The organism is Acidovorax sp. 1608163 (assembly GCF_003669015.1).
In the GTDB taxonomy this organism is placed as follows: Bacteria; Pseudomonadota; Gammaproteobacteria; order Burkholderiales; family Burkholderiaceae_C; genus Acidovorax.
The window spans coordinates 1579756-1594225 of sequence record NZ_CP033069.1; the positions used below are offsets into that span (position 1 = coordinate 1579756).

Genomic DNA, 14470 nt, shown 5'->3' on the forward strand with positions numbered 1-14470 from the left:
TTGAGGAATTGAAGAGCCATATCTTTAATTGACAGATTCCGGCTGGTTCTTGGCCGTCTTCTTGTGCTTCAAGAACTCCTCCACTTGTTTCTATGTTATGCGGCTTTTGATCAGACCCTTAAGTTCAGTTGCAGTGATGTTGAGGCATTTTATCTTGTCATCAACGACTGCTGCAGCAGCATTACGCTCCTCTTGCATGGTGATTTTAAGTTCCTCTTCAATTTGCTTCTGCTGGGCGATAATTTCTTCAGCACGGCTCATCGCGTTCTACTTGTGTTGTTTTATAGGTTGTTTCAGAGGTAGAATATGAAGTTTTATTGCGAATTTTACCCCGTCGCTTAGGTTTGGCAAGTGCCGGCGACTGTTAGCATATCTAAAATGACAACATCTACTCTCCATCTTTCACACCCTAAGTATCGCCCAGACATCGATGGCTTGAGAGCAGTCGCTGTGCTGTCTGTAGTTGCTTTTCACGCTTTCCCCGCGTGGATGAAGGGCGGCTTCATTGGTGTTGATGTGTTCTTCGTTATCTCAGGTTTCCTCATCTCTACTATCATTTTTGAGAATTTGGATAGAGGTACATTTAGCTTCGCAGAGTTCTACGCACGTCGCGTCAAGCGAATTTTTCCAGCATTGTTGCTTGTTCTTATTGCTAGTTATGCTTTTGGATGGTTCGCTCTACTTGCGGATGAATATAAGCAGTTGGGTCAGCACATAGCGGCTGGTGCTGGCTTTGTTTCTAACTTTGTTTTGTGGGGTGAGTCTGGCTATTTTGACAATTCGGCAGAGACTAAGCCTTTATTGCATTTATGGAGTCTGGGTATTGAGGAGCAGTTTTACATAGTCTGGCCGTTCGTATTGTGGTTGGCTTGGAGGAAAAAGTTCAACCTACTTACGCTGACTATCCTTGTTGCCTTCATTTCATTTTATCTTAATATTAAGGGCATTAGGAAGGATGCTGTGGCTACCTTTTACTCTCCGCAAACAAGATTTTGGGAGTTGTTGAGTGGAAGTCTATTGGCTTGGTTGGCTCTGTACAAGAAAAATGCGTTCGCTAACTATAATTTAAAGATTGATGGCTGGCTTGCTAAAATAGTCTACAGAGAGACCGTAGAAGTAGATGGACGAACTCTGTCTAATGTGATTTCATTTTTCGGCAGCTTGCTTCTGGTTTTTGGTTTTTATAAAATTAATAAAGATGTGATTTTTCCAGGTAGGTGGGCTGTCATCCCGGTTTTAGGTGCTGTGATGATTATTTTGGCCGGGCCTAAAGCTTTTATTAATAAAAATATATTATCAAATAAGATTGCTGTTTGGTTTGGCTTGATCAGCTTTCCACTCTACTTATGGCACTGGCCGCTGTTGTCTTTCGCTCGAATAGTTGAGAGTGAGGTACCAGGTCGTAACATACGTATTGCGGCAGTAGTGCTGTCAATAGTGCTGGCCTGGCTTACTTACAAGCTAATTGAACGTCCTATACGGTTTGGTGTGCGAGATAAAATTAAAGTACCGTGCTTATTACTTTTGATGGCATTGATTGCTTTTGTTGGTTATAATGCGTACGCTCGTGGTGGGTTGAAGTTTAGAGACTCTGTTAAGCTTGTCCAGCTACAGACTGAGGACTTAAACTTCAAATTTAAAAGAATGGATGGATGGTTGTGTGATTCTTACAAGGATTTAAGGTGCTATTACTCTGGGGAAAAACCTTCTGTAGTTGTGTTGGGAGATAGTCACGCTCCAACCATTTATTCTGGCTTAAGGGAGTTTTACTCTTCGGTTGGGGTTGGTGTCGCTGTGTTTGGGGGAGGGGATGCTTGCCCTCCCTTGCTTAATGTTGTTAGTAAAATTAATAAAGCCTCAGATACTTTTGGATGTATTTCTAAGATTACTGCAGCGTTGAAAATAATTATTTCAGATCCAAGCATTAAGGAGGTTGTTCTTGCTTCTCGTGGCCCGTTATATACCACTTCGAATGGATTTGGTAGTGTGGAAAATTATGGTGAATGGGTCTTGCACTACGAGAATGAAGAGCAAGGAATAAGGTCTAATTCAGAGGTCTTTTTTGGAGCACTCGGAACCACATTCGATGTTCTCACATCTGCTGGAAAGAAGGTTACTTATTTGATTGATGTTCCAGAGTTGGGTTTTGATATTAAGTCTTGCTTGAGCCTTCGGCCCATAACAATAACCGCTAAGGTTAAAGAACCTTGCGCTATTTTAAGATCTGAATATGATGATAGAACTCGTGACTTTAGGGGGCGATTGGCTATCGTACTAGAGTCACGTCCATCTGTTAATGTGGTTGATTTGTCAAAAGCATTGTGTGATGAGAAGTATTGTTACGGCAGCAAGGATGGTGCTCTTTTATATACTGATGACGATCACCTTAGTCACCGTGGTTCAGAATATGTTGTTCACCGGTTATGGGATAAATTTAGGTAGACGTTTGCGTACACGATGTATAATTTGCTACCATTTAATTGATTGGTAATTTTATGGTAATAAAATTTTTTTTAATTGCAATCTCCAGTTTGCAAAAAAACTACACACTTGGTTTTAGGAGGTGCAAGTGCTTGTCAGTAAAAAAATTTTCGTGCGTTATTATTGGTTGAAAATGATCGAAACGCAGCTCAGGTCTAATGACTGAGCTTCGATGCACGAACGAAAAAGGCCTTGAAGTCATTCAAGGCCTTTTTTCATTCAGGGGGCTTTGCGCCGAGTACGCTGGCAGGAAGCCAGTGACAGTTACTGTCCGCCAAACAACCCCCCTTCGTCCAGCAGTTCATAGCTGATCTCTGGCCGCCGCTCCAGGCTTTGCTTGATGGCTGCTGGAATGGCCTGGCGGGTTTTGCGGCACAGGCCGGGTTGTTCGTGGACCAGGATGGCGATGCCGCGCAGGGTGCGCACTTCGTTGGGGCTTGGGGTGATGGTGACGCGGATGCCCAGTTGTTGCTCCATGCGCTCTTGCATGCGACGCAGGTCGGCCAGGTTGGTCAGTTGCTCCAGCCTCTGCAGCAGGCGCTTTTCTTCTTCGCGGGTCAGCAGCAGCACGCGGGTGTCGCCTTGCGGGTTTTGCAGCAGGGCATCGCGGTCGCACACGCAGGCGCCAGGTGGGCATTCGGTGCGGATGGGGAGCGTGGTGGGCGGCGCGTTCATCGTGCGTCCATTGTGCCGCCGACACCGCAAAAACGCAGGCCTGTGCGGGAAAGCTCGGGGAGGCCGGTGTAGCCTTGGGCGTTTTGATTTTCAGGAACCTTCGCCGTGACGCCACACCTCCATGACTTTTGGCCCCGCAGTGGGTACACCCACCTGCAGCAGAATGCGCGCGGCTGGTTGGTGCCCACGCAGGCCTATGTGCGCACGTTTCTCGCGCGGCCTGAGCTGGCGTTGGTGCCCGAGTCTTGCGCCGCCGAAGTGGCCCTGCACGAGGGTTTGCAGGCTGCACCGCTCAAGCCCGTGGCGGCGGCCGAGCTGGCCGCCGTGCAGGACGACGACGCGCGCGAGAACTACGCCGTGTTCCTGCGCTTTCGCGATGGCCTGCTGGCGGCGGGCACGTTGGAGGCGTACTACCTGCAACTGATGCGCAGCGGGGTGGTGGATGTGCCGGCGGTGTTCATCGACGCGGTGGTGCAGGCGCTGCTGCGCCACCTGCTGGCCGACTGCAACGACGCCCTGGAGGCCCGCGCCGCCGAGATGCTGTTCAGCCCCCAGCGCATCACGCAGTACGAAGGCCAGATGCTGGCAGGCGACCGCGCCACGCTCGACATGCTCAACGAGACGGCGGGCTTGGGCGAGGTGGGGCGCTTGCTGCGGCAAAGCGGGGCCTTGCAGCCCACGGCGCAGGTGCAGGTGTTGACCGCGGACAACGCCGTGGATTACTGGCAGGCGAGCGAGCGCCACCACTTCCTGCTCGACCTGACCCACGAGCTGACACAGGACCTGAGCCATGGCCTGACGTTCAAGATGACCCGTGCCCGGTCAGGTTTGAAGGCCCTGGCCCGCGTGCTGGAGCGCTGGGCGGCCCATCTGCTGGGCGTGCAAGTGTTGATCGAGCCTGTGCACCAGGTCACCGACAGCGCCTGGCGCTGGCACGTGGGGCTGGACGTGGAGTCCACCGCCATCCTCAACGACCTGTACCAGGACCGGCCCGTGGAGCCTGAGCGCATGGCGCGGCTGGTGAGCCTGTTCACGCTGACCTTTGCCAACCCGGCCGAGATGCGCGCCGATGTGGCGGGCAAGCCGGTGTACCTGGGGCTGGCCACCAACGCAGAGGGCGTGGTGCGCATCAAGCCACAGAACCTGTTGCTCAATCTGCCCTTGGCATCCGCATCTTGAATGCTATTGAATTAATAGCTTCTAGCGCTTTATCTGCAAGCGCTAGCGGCTGATTTGATTCAAATTTTTAGTTGCAGGGCGGTGGCCCTGTGCAGAACCCTCAGCCGATCGTCATCAGGCTTGCATTGCCCCCGGCGGCGGCCGTGTTCACGCTCAGTGCCCGTTCGATGAGCAGGCGTTCCAGCGGAATGTCTGCCGTGCCGGGTTGCAGTGCTGTCACGCCCACGATGGGGCCGGGGCGCTGTGCAAGGGCGGTGCACACGGCCTGCAAGGCCGAGGCTTCGCCGTGGTGCAGCACGGCGTCCAGCGCTACGGCGGCGCTGCTGAGCGCGTTGTCTTGCAGCATGACCTGGGCCTGCACCTGTGTGGGCAGTTTGGCATGCAGGCTAGCCTGCGCGTTGGGCCATAGGGCGGTGCCGCCGCTGGCGAGCACGGCGGCCGTCTGTACCAGTAGGTCGTCAGCGCTGGGTGCCAGGCACAGCACGCGGGCACGGGGCGCCAGGGTGTAGACATTGCGCTCGCCCGTGGGGCCGGGCAGGGTGCGGGCGGTGCCGCTTTGGGTCTCTTGCGCAAAACGCTGGCAGTGGCCCGTCAGGGCCAGGTTGCCCTGGTGGTGCGCCCATTGCTGCAAGGCGGCCAGGGGCGCCAGTTGGCGCTCGCGTCGCTCTGTGTCGGGTGGGCTGAAGCGATCAGCTTCGGCAAAGGTGCGTGCCAGCGCATCGGCCGGGCGCTGCGATAGCAGGCGCAGCAGGTACAGCGGCCCACCTGCCTTGGGCCCCGTGCCCGACAGGCCTTCGCCGCCAAAGGGCTGCACGCCCACCACGGCGCCCACCATGTTGCGGTTGACGTACACGTTGCCAGCATGGGCCCGGTTCACCACGCGGGCAATGGTTTCGTCGATGCGGGTATGCACACCTTGCGTCAGGCCGTAGCCGGTGGCGTTGATCTGGTCGAGCAGGCGATCCAGGTCGTCGCGCGCGTAGCGCACCAGGTGCAGCACGGGGCCGAAGACTTCGCGTTGCAGCTCGCCGATGTGGTTCAGTTCGATGAGTGTTGGGGGCACGAAGGTGCCTGGTGCGCTGGTCGCCACCAGATGGCTGGTGTGCTGGAACACCCGATGGCCTTGGGCCTTGAATTTTTCGATGTGCTGGGCGATGCCTGCCTGCGCTTCGGCATCGATCACCGGGCCCACATCCACGCGCAGCGCGCCGGGGTTGCCCACGCGCAGCTCGCCCATGGCGCCTTGCAGCATCTCGACCACGCGGTCGGCGGCTTCTTCTTGCACGCACAACACGCGCAGGGCGGAGCAGCGCTGGCCTGCGCTGTCAAAGGCGGACGACACCGCGTCGCCAACCACCTGCTCGACCAATGCGGATGAGTCCACGATCATCGCGTTCTGCCCCCCGGTTTCGGCAATCAGCGGGATGGGGCGGCCTGCGGCGTCCAGGCGACCTGCCACGGTGCGTTGCAGGATGCGCGCCACCTCGGTGGAGCCGGTGAACATCACGCCCATCACGCGGGCATCGCCAATCAAACGCGCGCCCACGGTCTCGCCCTGGCCGGGCAGCAGTTGCACGGCGGCACGGGGCACACCGGCCTGCCACAGCAGGCGCACTGCCTCGGCGGCGATCAGCGGGGTTTGTTCGGCGGGCTTGGCCAGCACGGGATTGCCTGCGGCCAGCGCTGCCGCCACCTGGCCCATGAAGATGGCGAGCGGGAAGTTCCAGGGGCTGATGCAGGCCACGGGGCCGAGCGGGATGTGGGTGGCGTTGTCGAAGGTGCTTTGCACCTGGGCCGCGTAGTAGCGCAGGAAGTCCACGGCCTCGCGCACCTCGGCGATGGCGTTGCTGGCGCTCTTGCCTGCTTCGCGCATCAGCAGGCCCATGAGGGGCTGGATGCGCTCCTCCAGCAAGTCGGCGGTGCGCAGCAGGGCGGCAGCGCGCTCGGCGGGCGGCGTGGCGGCCCAAGGGGCTGCGGCGGCCTGGGCGTGCGCCAGGGCCTGGTCTACGTCGGCGGTGGTGGCTTCTTGCACCTGGCCCACCACATCGCTGTGGTCAGCAGGATTGCGCACGGGCTGGTTGGGGCCTGCAGGGGCATCGGTGCCCAGCAAGGGGGCGGCGGTCCAGGCATGGGCCGCCGTGGCTTGCAGGGCGGCGGCCAGTTCGGTCAGCGTGTTTTCGTTCGACAGATCCAGCCCGCGGGAGTTGGTGCGGTGCGCGCCATACAGGCCCTGGGGCGTGGCAATGCGGGGGTGGGGCAGGCCCGCAGTGCCTTCTGCCGCAGCTTGCTGGTCCACCACTTGCACGGGACTCTTGACCAATTCATCCAGCGCAATCGTTTCGTCGGCAATGCGGTTCACAAACGAGGTGTTGGCGCCGTTCTCCAGCAGGCGGCGCACCAAATAGGCCAGCAGCGTTTCGTGCGTGCCCACGGGGGCATAGATGCGGCAGGGGCGGCCGAGCTTGCCCGCACTGATCGCGCCCACCACCTGCTCGTACAGCGGCTCGCCCATGCCGTGCAGGCACTGGAATTCGTATTGCCCTGCGTAGTAGTTGCTGCCTGCCAGTTGGTAGATGGTGGCCACCGTCTCGGCGTTGTGCGTGGCGAACTGGGGGTACACGGCCTCGGGCGCGGCCAGCAGCTTCTTGGCGCAGGCGATGTACGAGATGTCGGTGTGCACCTTGCGGGTGTAGACGGGGTAGTCCTCCAGGCCATCGACCTGGGCACGCTTGATTTCGCTGTCCCAGTACGCGCCTTTGACCAGGCGCACCATCAGCCGGCGCTGGGTGCTGCGGGCGAGTTGAACCACATAGTCGATGACGAACGGGCAGCGCTTTTGGTAGGCCTGGATGACAAAGCCAATGCCGTTCCAGCCCGCCAGGGTGGGCTCGTGGCACAGGCGCTCCAGCAGGTCCAGCGACAGCTCCAGGCGGTCGGTTTCTTCGGCGTCGATGTTCAGGCCAATGTCGTACTGCTTGGCCAGGGCCGTGAGGCGCAACACCAGCGGGTACAGCTCGTCCATGACGCGGCCAAACTGGGCGCGGCTGTAGCGCGGGTGCAGGGCCGAGAGCTTGATGGAGATGCCCGGCCCTTCATAGATGCCGCGCCCGGCAGAGGCCTTGCCAATGGCATGGATGGCTTGCTCATATGAGGCGTAGTAGTGCTTGGCGTCTTCGCTGGTCAGCGCGGCCTCACCCAGCATGTCGTACGAATAGCGAAAGCCCTCGGCTTCCATCGTGCGGGCGTTGCGCAGGGCCTCATCAATGGTCTCGCCGGTCACAAATTGCTCGCCCATCATGCGCATGGCCATGTCCACGCCCTTGCGGATCAGCGGCTCGCCGCCCTTGCCGATCAGGCGGCTGAGCGAGTTGCCCAGGCTGCCTTCGCTGTGCGTGGCCATCAGCTTGCCGGTGATGAGCAGGCCCCAGGTGGCGGCGTTGACGAAGAGCGAGGGGCTCTTGCCCAGGTGGGCATCCCACTGGCCGTGGCTGATCTTGTCGCGGATGAGCGCATCCCGCGTGGCCTTGTCGGGGATGCGCAGCAGGGCCTCGGCCAGGCACATCAGCGCTACGCCTTCTTGCGACGACAGCGAAAACTCCTGCAGCAGCCCCTGCACGATGCCCGCACGTCCGGCGCTGGCCTTGCGTTCGCGCAGCGCCTTGGCAATGCGCAGCGCCAGTTGCTCGGCCGACGCTGCTTGATCGGCAGGCAGGCGGGCCTGGGCCAGCAGCGGGGCCAGGGCTTCGGGCTCGGGGCGGCGGGTGGCGGCGGTGATGGCTGCGCGCAGCGGGTTGGACAGCGGCGTGCGGGGCGCGAAGTCTGCAAACGGGGCGGAGGGCTGCGTCATGGCGGTGTCTTTCAGGGGGTTGGCAGGGCCCAACACGGGGGAAAGTGTTGGTTGGGCGCGTTATTGGCGATGATCCTTGGGTTGGTGGTGAATAAATGGTCGAAAATTGGCATTGAAGCCGAATAAAACTCTAATCGACATGCAAACCGAACCCGATCTGGACCGGATTGACCGCAAGATACTGTCAATCCTGCAGGAAGACGGCCGCATTGCCAACCTCAAGCTGGCCGAGGCGGTGGCCCTGTCGCCCACCGCCGTGCTGGCGCGGGTGCAGCGCCTCACGCGCGATGGCTTCATCCTGGGCTACGAGGCGCGCCTGAACCCCCTGAAGCTGGGCGCGGGCATGCTGGTGTTTGTGGAGGTGCTGCTGGACCGCACCACGCCCAATGTGTTCGACCAGTTCAAGGCCGCCGTACAGGTGCACCCCGAGATCATGGAGTGCCACATGGTGGCGGGCGGGTTCGACTACCTGCTCAAGACGCGATCCGCCGACATGAATGCCTACCGCGTGTTTGCGGGCAATGTGCTGTGGCAGCTACCGGGCGTGCGCGAGACGCGGACCTATGCGGTGATGGAAGAGGTCAAGCACACCAACCATTTGCACCTGCACATTTGACGGCGGGTGACGGCCTGAGGTGTGCCAAGCAGCTGTATCCAACTGTTTCGAGCGGCTGGCAGTGGCTGCGGATGCAACGTTTGCGCTTGGGCTGCGAGGGGGTGGCGCCGCATAATGCAACCAATTTCAGTCTATACCGAGGAGAAGAAGATGCCCGCATTGCCTTACGCAGCCGCTGCCGCAGCATTGGCCGCCACGTTGTTCAGCCCCGCTGCATCGGCCGCCTGCTATTACATCTATGCCGCAGATTCCGAGCTGATCTACCGCTCGTACGAAGCCCCGGTGGACCTGTCCTTCCCGCTGCACCAAACGCTTTCCTCGGTGGCGCCGGGCGGCAAGATGGTGTTCACCCTGGACACACAAGGTTGCGAAGTCGTCATCAACAAGCTGCCCAGCCGCACCAAGCCTTCGGCCGCCAGCGCAGCCCCCCGCGCACGGCGCGCTGACCGGGGCTAAATCTCCCCTCAGGCCAGCCCTCAAAACCCGGCTGGCCACCCATCGGGCGGCCCAGGGGTCCCGAGCCTGAGACAATCGGGGGATGAGCGAACAGACAGAACCACTCTCCTCACAAGAAATTCAAGACACCGCAGACCTGCCAGACCTTCCGGATCTTCCCGAGGGCTGGCTTGCGGTGCAGTCCATGGACCTGGACGCCCAGGGTGTTGCCCGCAAGCCCGATGGCAAGGTCGTCTTCATTGATGGCGCCCTGCCGTTCGAGTGGGTCAGCGCCAACACCCATCGCAAAAAGAACAACTGGGAACAGGCCAGCCTGACGGACATCCACCGCGAGTCCTCGCAGCGCGTGCGCCCAGGCTGCCCGCATTTTGGTCTGCACGGCGGCTCCTGCGGCGGCTGCAAGATGCAGCACCTGGACACGCGCGCCCAGGTGGCCGTCAAGCAGCGGGCACTGGAGGACAACCTCTGGCACCTGGGCAAGGTGAAGGCCGAAACCATCCTGCGCCCCATCGAGGGCCCGGCCTGGGGCTACCGCTACCGTGCCCGCCTGGCCGTGCGCCATGTCATCAAAAAGGGCACGGTGCTGGTGGGCTTTCACGAGCGCAAGAGCCGCTACGTGGCCGACATGGAAGTCTGCCCCGTGCTGCCGCCCCATGTCAGCGCCATGCTCATGCCCCTGCGCGGCCTGATTGCCGACATGGATGCGCGGGACACCTGCCCGCAGATTGAGCTGGCCTGCGGTGACCATGTCACGGCCCTGGTGCTGCGCCACCTGGAGCCTTTGTCTGCCGACGACATCGCCCGCCTGCGCGCCTTTGCGGCCCAGCACCAGGTGCAGTGGTGGCTGCAAGCCAAGGGGCCTGACACCGTCAAGCTGCTGGATGAGGACAGTGAGCCGCTGTCGTACGCGCTGCCTGACTTCGGCATCACCATGCCGTTCAAGCCCACCGACTTCACGCAGGTGAATCCGCACATCAACCGCGTGCTGGTGTCGCGTGCCCTGCGGCTGCTGGATGTGCAAAAGCACGAGCGGGTGATTGACTGGTTCTGTGGCCTGGGCAACTTCACGCTGCCGCTGGCCACCCAGGGGCGTGAGGTGCTGGGCATTGAAGGCAGTGAGGCGCTGGTGGCCCGTTCGCGCGAGAACTACCAGTCAAATCAGGCTCTAAGGCAAGAAGGGCAAGCGCTAGCAACTACTGATTTCGTAGCGCGTAACCTGTTTGAAATGACGCCCGCCATGCTGATCGCCGATGGAGTGGCCGACAAATGGCTGGTGGACCCCCCACGCGAAGGCGCCTTTGCGCTGGCCAAGGCCCTGGCAGACATCGAGCAGGCCCGCCAAGGTGCTGAAGATGCGCCGCCCTTGCCCGAGGGCGCGGAGCACTGGAGCCCGCCCAAACGCATCGTGTACGTGAGCTGCAACCCCGCCACCCTGGCGCGTGATGCCGGTTTGCTGGTGCACCTGGCAGGCTACCGCTGCGTGGCTGCGGGCATGGTCAACATGTTCCCGCACACCGCGCATGTCGAGAGCATGGCGGTGTTTGAGCGGGCCTGATGCAGCGAACCTGACGGGGCAGGGCCAGCGCTTTCGACGCCCTGGTCCTGCTGTCAACCACCAAGCCACATGCCCAACTGCTGGTTTGGGGGCGCCTTTTAAAGGCTGTATCGGTTTGGGGCTTTAAATACGGTGCTGGTCCGCACCAGCCGCGCCTTCAGTGCTTGGCACTGGCGCTTTTGCTGTCGGCAGATGCAGACACAGACGCGGAGGCGGCTGCCTTCTTCTCCGGTTTATCGGTCTTTTCTATGACCGACGGGCTGCCTTCGAGCTTGTTCTCGCGCATGTAGGCGTCCATCTCCTTCCACCCTGCAAACACCGAGGCCTTGGACGCCTTGGGGTTCAGGGTGTAGCAGTCTTCCAGCCCGCGCAAGGCATGGCGGCAGGCGCCGCCAATGGCTTTGGATTCCTCCTCGCGCTGGGCAATGCGCGGGTCGGGCCAGATGCCTGGAATCTCGCAGCCAGCCAGCAGCAACACCGCCGTGGCGGCAACAAGCAAACGCGAACGGTGGACGCGGAGGTATGAAAACATCTTGTGTTAATTATCGGCACGCCAAGCCCAAACCTTGAGAGTACCCTGCGCCGCAGTCAACATAGTTATCGAGCGCACAGGCTGCGGAGTGCCGCGATTTCGCATGTGCGCTGCGTGAAGTGCGTGAAGGATTCACGGGATTCCCTCACTGCAGGGATGAAGTCTTTCACCCCAGCGTACCATCGCCAACGCTGTCATGGGCGCTATGCTCCGGGAGCGATGGCAGCGGATTGATCCCGTGGCCCGCCTCAAAGGACATTCCATGAAAACCAAATTTGAACTCGAACTGGCAGACATCAAGCGCATTGCCGCTGCCGCAGAAGCCGAAGCGCTGAAGAACCAGTGGGCTGTGACCATTGCCATCGTGGACGATGGCGGCCACCTGCTGTGGCTGCAGCGCCTGGACGGTGCTGCCGCTGTGTCCTCACACATTGCCCCCGCCAAGGCCCGTACGGCCGCACTGGGCCGCCGTGAAAGCAAGGGCTATGAGGACGTCATCAACGGTGGCCGCACCTCGTTCCTGAGCGCTCCCACGCTGGAAGGCATGCTCGAAGGCGGCGTGCCGATCATGAAAGACGGCCAATGCCTGGGCGCCGTGGGCGTGAGCGGCGTGAAGTCGACGGAAGACGCACAGATTGCCCGTGCTGGGATTGCCGCCCTGGGCTTGTGATGGCCTAGGGATCCTCTGCATGAATCGAGCGGCAAGTGTGGACTGCGGATCGGGATGGGCTGCAAGGCGCAAAGCGCAGCAATAGCTGTAGCTATTGCGAGCATTTGCAACGCGGCAGACCGCCCGAGGCCGCAGATGCACACGGCGCGGTGATTTGTGCAGAGGATCCCTAGGGATGACCTTCATCACTCCCTGCGGTCGGTGATAGCGCGGCCTCGGGCAGTCCGCTGCGTTGCTTTTCTTGCCAATAGCCGGGCTATTGGCTGCTAAAAGACGCCTTGCGGCCTCTCCCGATCCGCACTACCACCGACTCGCGAGGGTGATGCAGGACATCCCTAGCACCCCGCTGGGGCGCATCGCCCGCCCCCAATCAGGCGGGCACAAAAAAAACCGGTCAGCGACCGGTTTTTTTGATGGGGGAAACCATACCGTGGAGAAAAAAAGCCTGGCTACGCGGGATAAACCGTTGGCTGGCAAAAACGACCCTTGCGGACTGCTGTTGAGCCCGGGAGTCGCCCCACGATGAAACTCATTTGGTCAGGATCAGCTTGCCCAGTTTGGTGGCTTGCAGGCGGTACAACGAGCCGTTGTGGCTGATGGCCACGGCCTTTTGACCCTGCAGCAAGGTGCTGCTGTCCACTGCCAGCACCGGGCCTTCCGAGGCGGCCGATGGCACGGCAGCGGCGTTGGCCGAGGCCATGGAAGAACGCAAGAACGAGGCGGTGGTCAATGTGGCTTGCATGTCTGTGTTCCTGAAGCGGTGTGATGCTGATCGATGTGCTAATGATAACGATTCGCAATTACTTGGCAAGCGATTTCTGAAAATATTTCGGGGATTTGTGTGCCCAGGTGTGACAACACCCCGCAAGGCGGGGCGCATTACGGGGCGGGCGGGGCGCCACAAGGGCGGCTGTACATCGTGGCCTCCCGCACCTGTCACTTTTCGGTATCGTTCCCCTGCTTGCCAGTGACGGCGGAGACAAAAATCTCGATCGCTAAAAACACCACATACAGAACGCCTGCCAGCCTGCCTTGCCCGGCGAACAGCAGGCCCAGGCAGATGGCAGCGCAGACCATGTGGATGGCGGGGTGGAGTTTCATCAGCGTCTCCTGAAGGTTGGTGCCTGGCCCGCCCATGGTGGCAAGACTGCGACATCGGGTGTGTGCGTATTCTGGCGGCGGGGTATGCCGTGCCCTGGACCAAGGCTGCACCTGCGGCCATAGGCCTCCCAACGCAAAAAGCCCCGTGCACAGGGCCCGGGGCTTTGAGAGGGGCTCCTTGCGGAGCCTGGGGGTGTGGAGCGGTCCACAGCGCCTGCTGGGTTACTGCTGCGGGTCTGTCACAAACCCGATCTTGCGCACGCCAGCACGTTGGGCGGCTGCCATGGCGGTGGCCACCTTTTCGTAGCGCACGGCCTTGTCGCCGCGGATGTGCAGGTCGGGCTGCGGTTCCTTGGCGGCTTCGGTTTGCAGGCGGGGGAAGAGTTCTTCCTCCGTCACTTCCGACTCGTTCCAGTAGTACTTGCCTTCGGACGATACGCTCAGGCGCACGGTCTCGGGCTTCACGTCCTCGGGCTGGTTGGTGGCCCGTGGCAGGTCGACATTGACCGAGTGTTTCATCACCGGCACGGTGATGATGAAGATGATGAGCAGCACCAGCATCACGTCCACCAGGGGCGTCATGTTGATCTCGTTCATCACCTCATCGGAGCTGTCCTGGGTTCCAAACGACATGGCTTAGCCGCCTTTCTTCATGGGCAGCACCTTGCCCTGTTCGCCACCCGCGTTCACGCGGGCACCGGTCACGAAGTAGGCGTGCAGATCATGGGCAAAGCTGTTGAGGCCGCCCAGGATGGACTTGTTGCCGCGCACTAGGGCGTTGTAGCCCAGCACCGCAGGGATGGCCACGGCCAGGCCCAGGGCGGTCATGATCAGCGCTTCACCGATGGGGCCGGCCACCTTGTCGATGGTGGACTGGCCCGAGGTGCCGATGGCCAACAGGGCGTGGTAGATGCCCCACACCGTGCCGAACAGGCCGATGAACGGAGCCGTGGAGCCCACCGAGGCCAGGATGGCCAGGCCCGATTGCAGGCGGGCGGTGAATTCGTCAATGCAGTTGCGCAGGCAGCGCGTCACCCAGTCGCTCACGTCCAGCGCATCGTGCAGGTGCGCCTTGGTGTTGCGGTGGTGGGCGGTGGCTTCGCGGCCTTCCAGTGCCAGGTGGCGGAAGGGGTTGGTGGGGTCGGCGCCCAGCTTGCTCATGCCAGCGGCAAAGTCTTCGCTGTGCCAGAAGTCTTGCGCAGCGCGGGCGTGCTTCTTGAACTTGATGATGTCGATGGCCTTGATCAGGATGACGATCCACGAGGCCAGGGACATGCCCAGCAGCAGAATGGCCACGGCACGGGTAACAAAGTCGCCTTGAATCCAGACATTGGCGATACCGAATTGCGATTCCATGA

The 14470-nt window shown here is 60.4% G+C and carries 14 protein-coding genes; 6 read left to right on the top strand and 8 right to left on the bottom strand.

Annotated features, from left to right (window positions below):
* Positions 1–90: 90 nt before the first annotated feature.
* Complete coding sequence (locus tag EAG14_RS22695; protein ID WP_162995930.1) at positions 91–261, bottom strand: hypothetical protein; 171 nt, start codon at positions 259–261, stop codon at positions 91–93.
* A gap of 117 nt (positions 262–378) precedes the next feature.
* Between EAG14_RS22695 and EAG14_RS07065 the strand changes: the two genes are divergently transcribed.
* A complete protein-coding gene (locus EAG14_RS07065) occupies positions 379–2442 on the top strand; it encodes an acyltransferase family protein (protein ID WP_121728460.1) in 2064 nt (687 codons plus the stop codon).
* A gap of 303 nt (positions 2443–2745) precedes the next feature.
* Here the strand turns inward: EAG14_RS07065 and EAG14_RS07070 are convergent, their stop codons facing one another.
* Positions 2746–3156, bottom strand: a complete 411-nt coding sequence (locus tag EAG14_RS07070; RefSeq protein WP_121728461.1) for a hypothetical protein — start codon at positions 3154–3156, stop codon at positions 2746–2748.
* Positions 3157–3261: 105 nt separating this feature from the next.
* Between EAG14_RS07070 and EAG14_RS07075 the strand changes: the two genes are divergently transcribed.
* Entirely contained in the window at positions 3262–4335 is a 1074-nt protein-coding gene (locus tag EAG14_RS07075; protein ID WP_240456961.1) for a DUF6352 family protein, read from the top strand.
* Between the two features lie 100 nt (positions 4336–4435).
* On the opposite strand, the gene putA is transcribed toward EAG14_RS07075, so the two are convergent.
* Entirely contained in the window at positions 4436–8182 is a 3747-nt protein-coding gene (gene putA / locus EAG14_RS07080) for a trifunctional transcriptional regulator/proline dehydrogenase/L-glutamate gamma-semialdehyde dehydrogenase (RefSeq protein WP_121730351.1), read from the bottom strand.
* Between the two features lie 139 nt (positions 8183–8321).
* On the opposite strand from putA, the gene EAG14_RS07085 reads away from it, so the two are divergent.
* The 3 genes from EAG14_RS07085 to rlmD all read left to right on the top strand — a co-directional run bounded on the left by EAG14_RS07085 (position 8322) and on the right by rlmD (position 10809).
* The gene (locus EAG14_RS07085) at positions 8322–8798 is read left to right on the top strand and encodes an Lrp/AsnC ligand binding domain-containing protein (protein ID WP_099655997.1); all 477 of its coding nucleotides are present in this window, start codon (positions 8322–8324) and stop codon (positions 8796–8798) included.
* 150 nt (positions 8799–8948) lie between these two features.
* Positions 8949–9254 (top strand): hypothetical protein, encoded by a 306-nt coding sequence (locus tag EAG14_RS07090; protein WP_099655996.1) that lies wholly within the window; start codon positions 8949–8951, stop codon positions 9252–9254.
* An 82-nt stretch (positions 9255–9336) separates the two neighbouring features.
* Positions 9337–10809, top strand: coding sequence for a 23S rRNA (uracil(1939)-C(5))-methyltransferase RlmD (gene rlmD, locus EAG14_RS07095; RefSeq protein ID WP_121728462.1), 1473 nt, complete (start codon positions 9337–9339; stop codon positions 10807–10809).
* A 157-nt stretch (positions 10810–10966) separates the two neighbouring features.
* On the opposite strand, the gene EAG14_RS07100 is transcribed toward rlmD, so the two are convergent.
* Positions 10967–11341 carry a hypothetical protein gene (locus EAG14_RS07100; protein WP_121728463.1) on the bottom strand — a complete coding sequence of 125 codons (375 nt, stop codon included), beginning with the start codon at positions 11339–11341 and terminating at the stop codon, positions 10967–10969.
* A 262-nt stretch (positions 11342–11603) separates the two neighbouring features.
* Here EAG14_RS07100 and EAG14_RS07105 point away from each other — a divergent pair, with 262 nt between their 5' ends.
* The gene (locus EAG14_RS07105) at positions 11604–12011 is read left to right on the top strand and encodes a heme-binding protein (protein ID WP_121728464.1); all 408 of its coding nucleotides are present in this window, start codon (positions 11604–11606) and stop codon (positions 12009–12011) included.
* A gap of 529 nt (positions 12012–12540) precedes the next feature.
* Here the strand turns inward: EAG14_RS07105 and hemP are convergent.
* The 4 genes from hemP to EAG14_RS07125 all read right to left on the bottom strand — a co-directional run bounded on the left by hemP (position 12541) and on the right by EAG14_RS07125 (position 14468).
* On the bottom strand, positions 12541–12753 hold the full coding sequence (gene hemP / locus EAG14_RS07110; RefSeq protein WP_099655992.1) for a hemin uptake protein HemP: 213 nt from the start codon (positions 12751–12753) through the stop codon (positions 12541–12543).
* A 194-nt stretch (positions 12754–12947) separates the two neighbouring features.
* On the bottom strand, positions 12948–13112 hold the full coding sequence (locus EAG14_RS07115; RefSeq protein ID WP_162995931.1) for a hypothetical protein: 165 nt from the start codon (positions 13110–13112) through the stop codon (positions 12948–12950).
* Positions 13113–13334: 222 nt separating this feature from the next.
* Complete coding sequence (locus EAG14_RS07120; RefSeq protein ID WP_099655990.1) at positions 13335–13745, bottom strand: biopolymer transporter ExbD; 411 nt, start codon at positions 13743–13745, stop codon at positions 13335–13337.
* A 3-nt stretch (positions 13746–13748) separates the two neighbouring features.
* Entirely contained in the window at positions 13749–14468 is a 720-nt protein-coding gene (locus EAG14_RS07125; protein ID WP_099655989.1) for a MotA/TolQ/ExbB proton channel family protein, read from the bottom strand.
* Between the last annotated feature and the right edge of the window lie 2 nt (positions 14469–14470).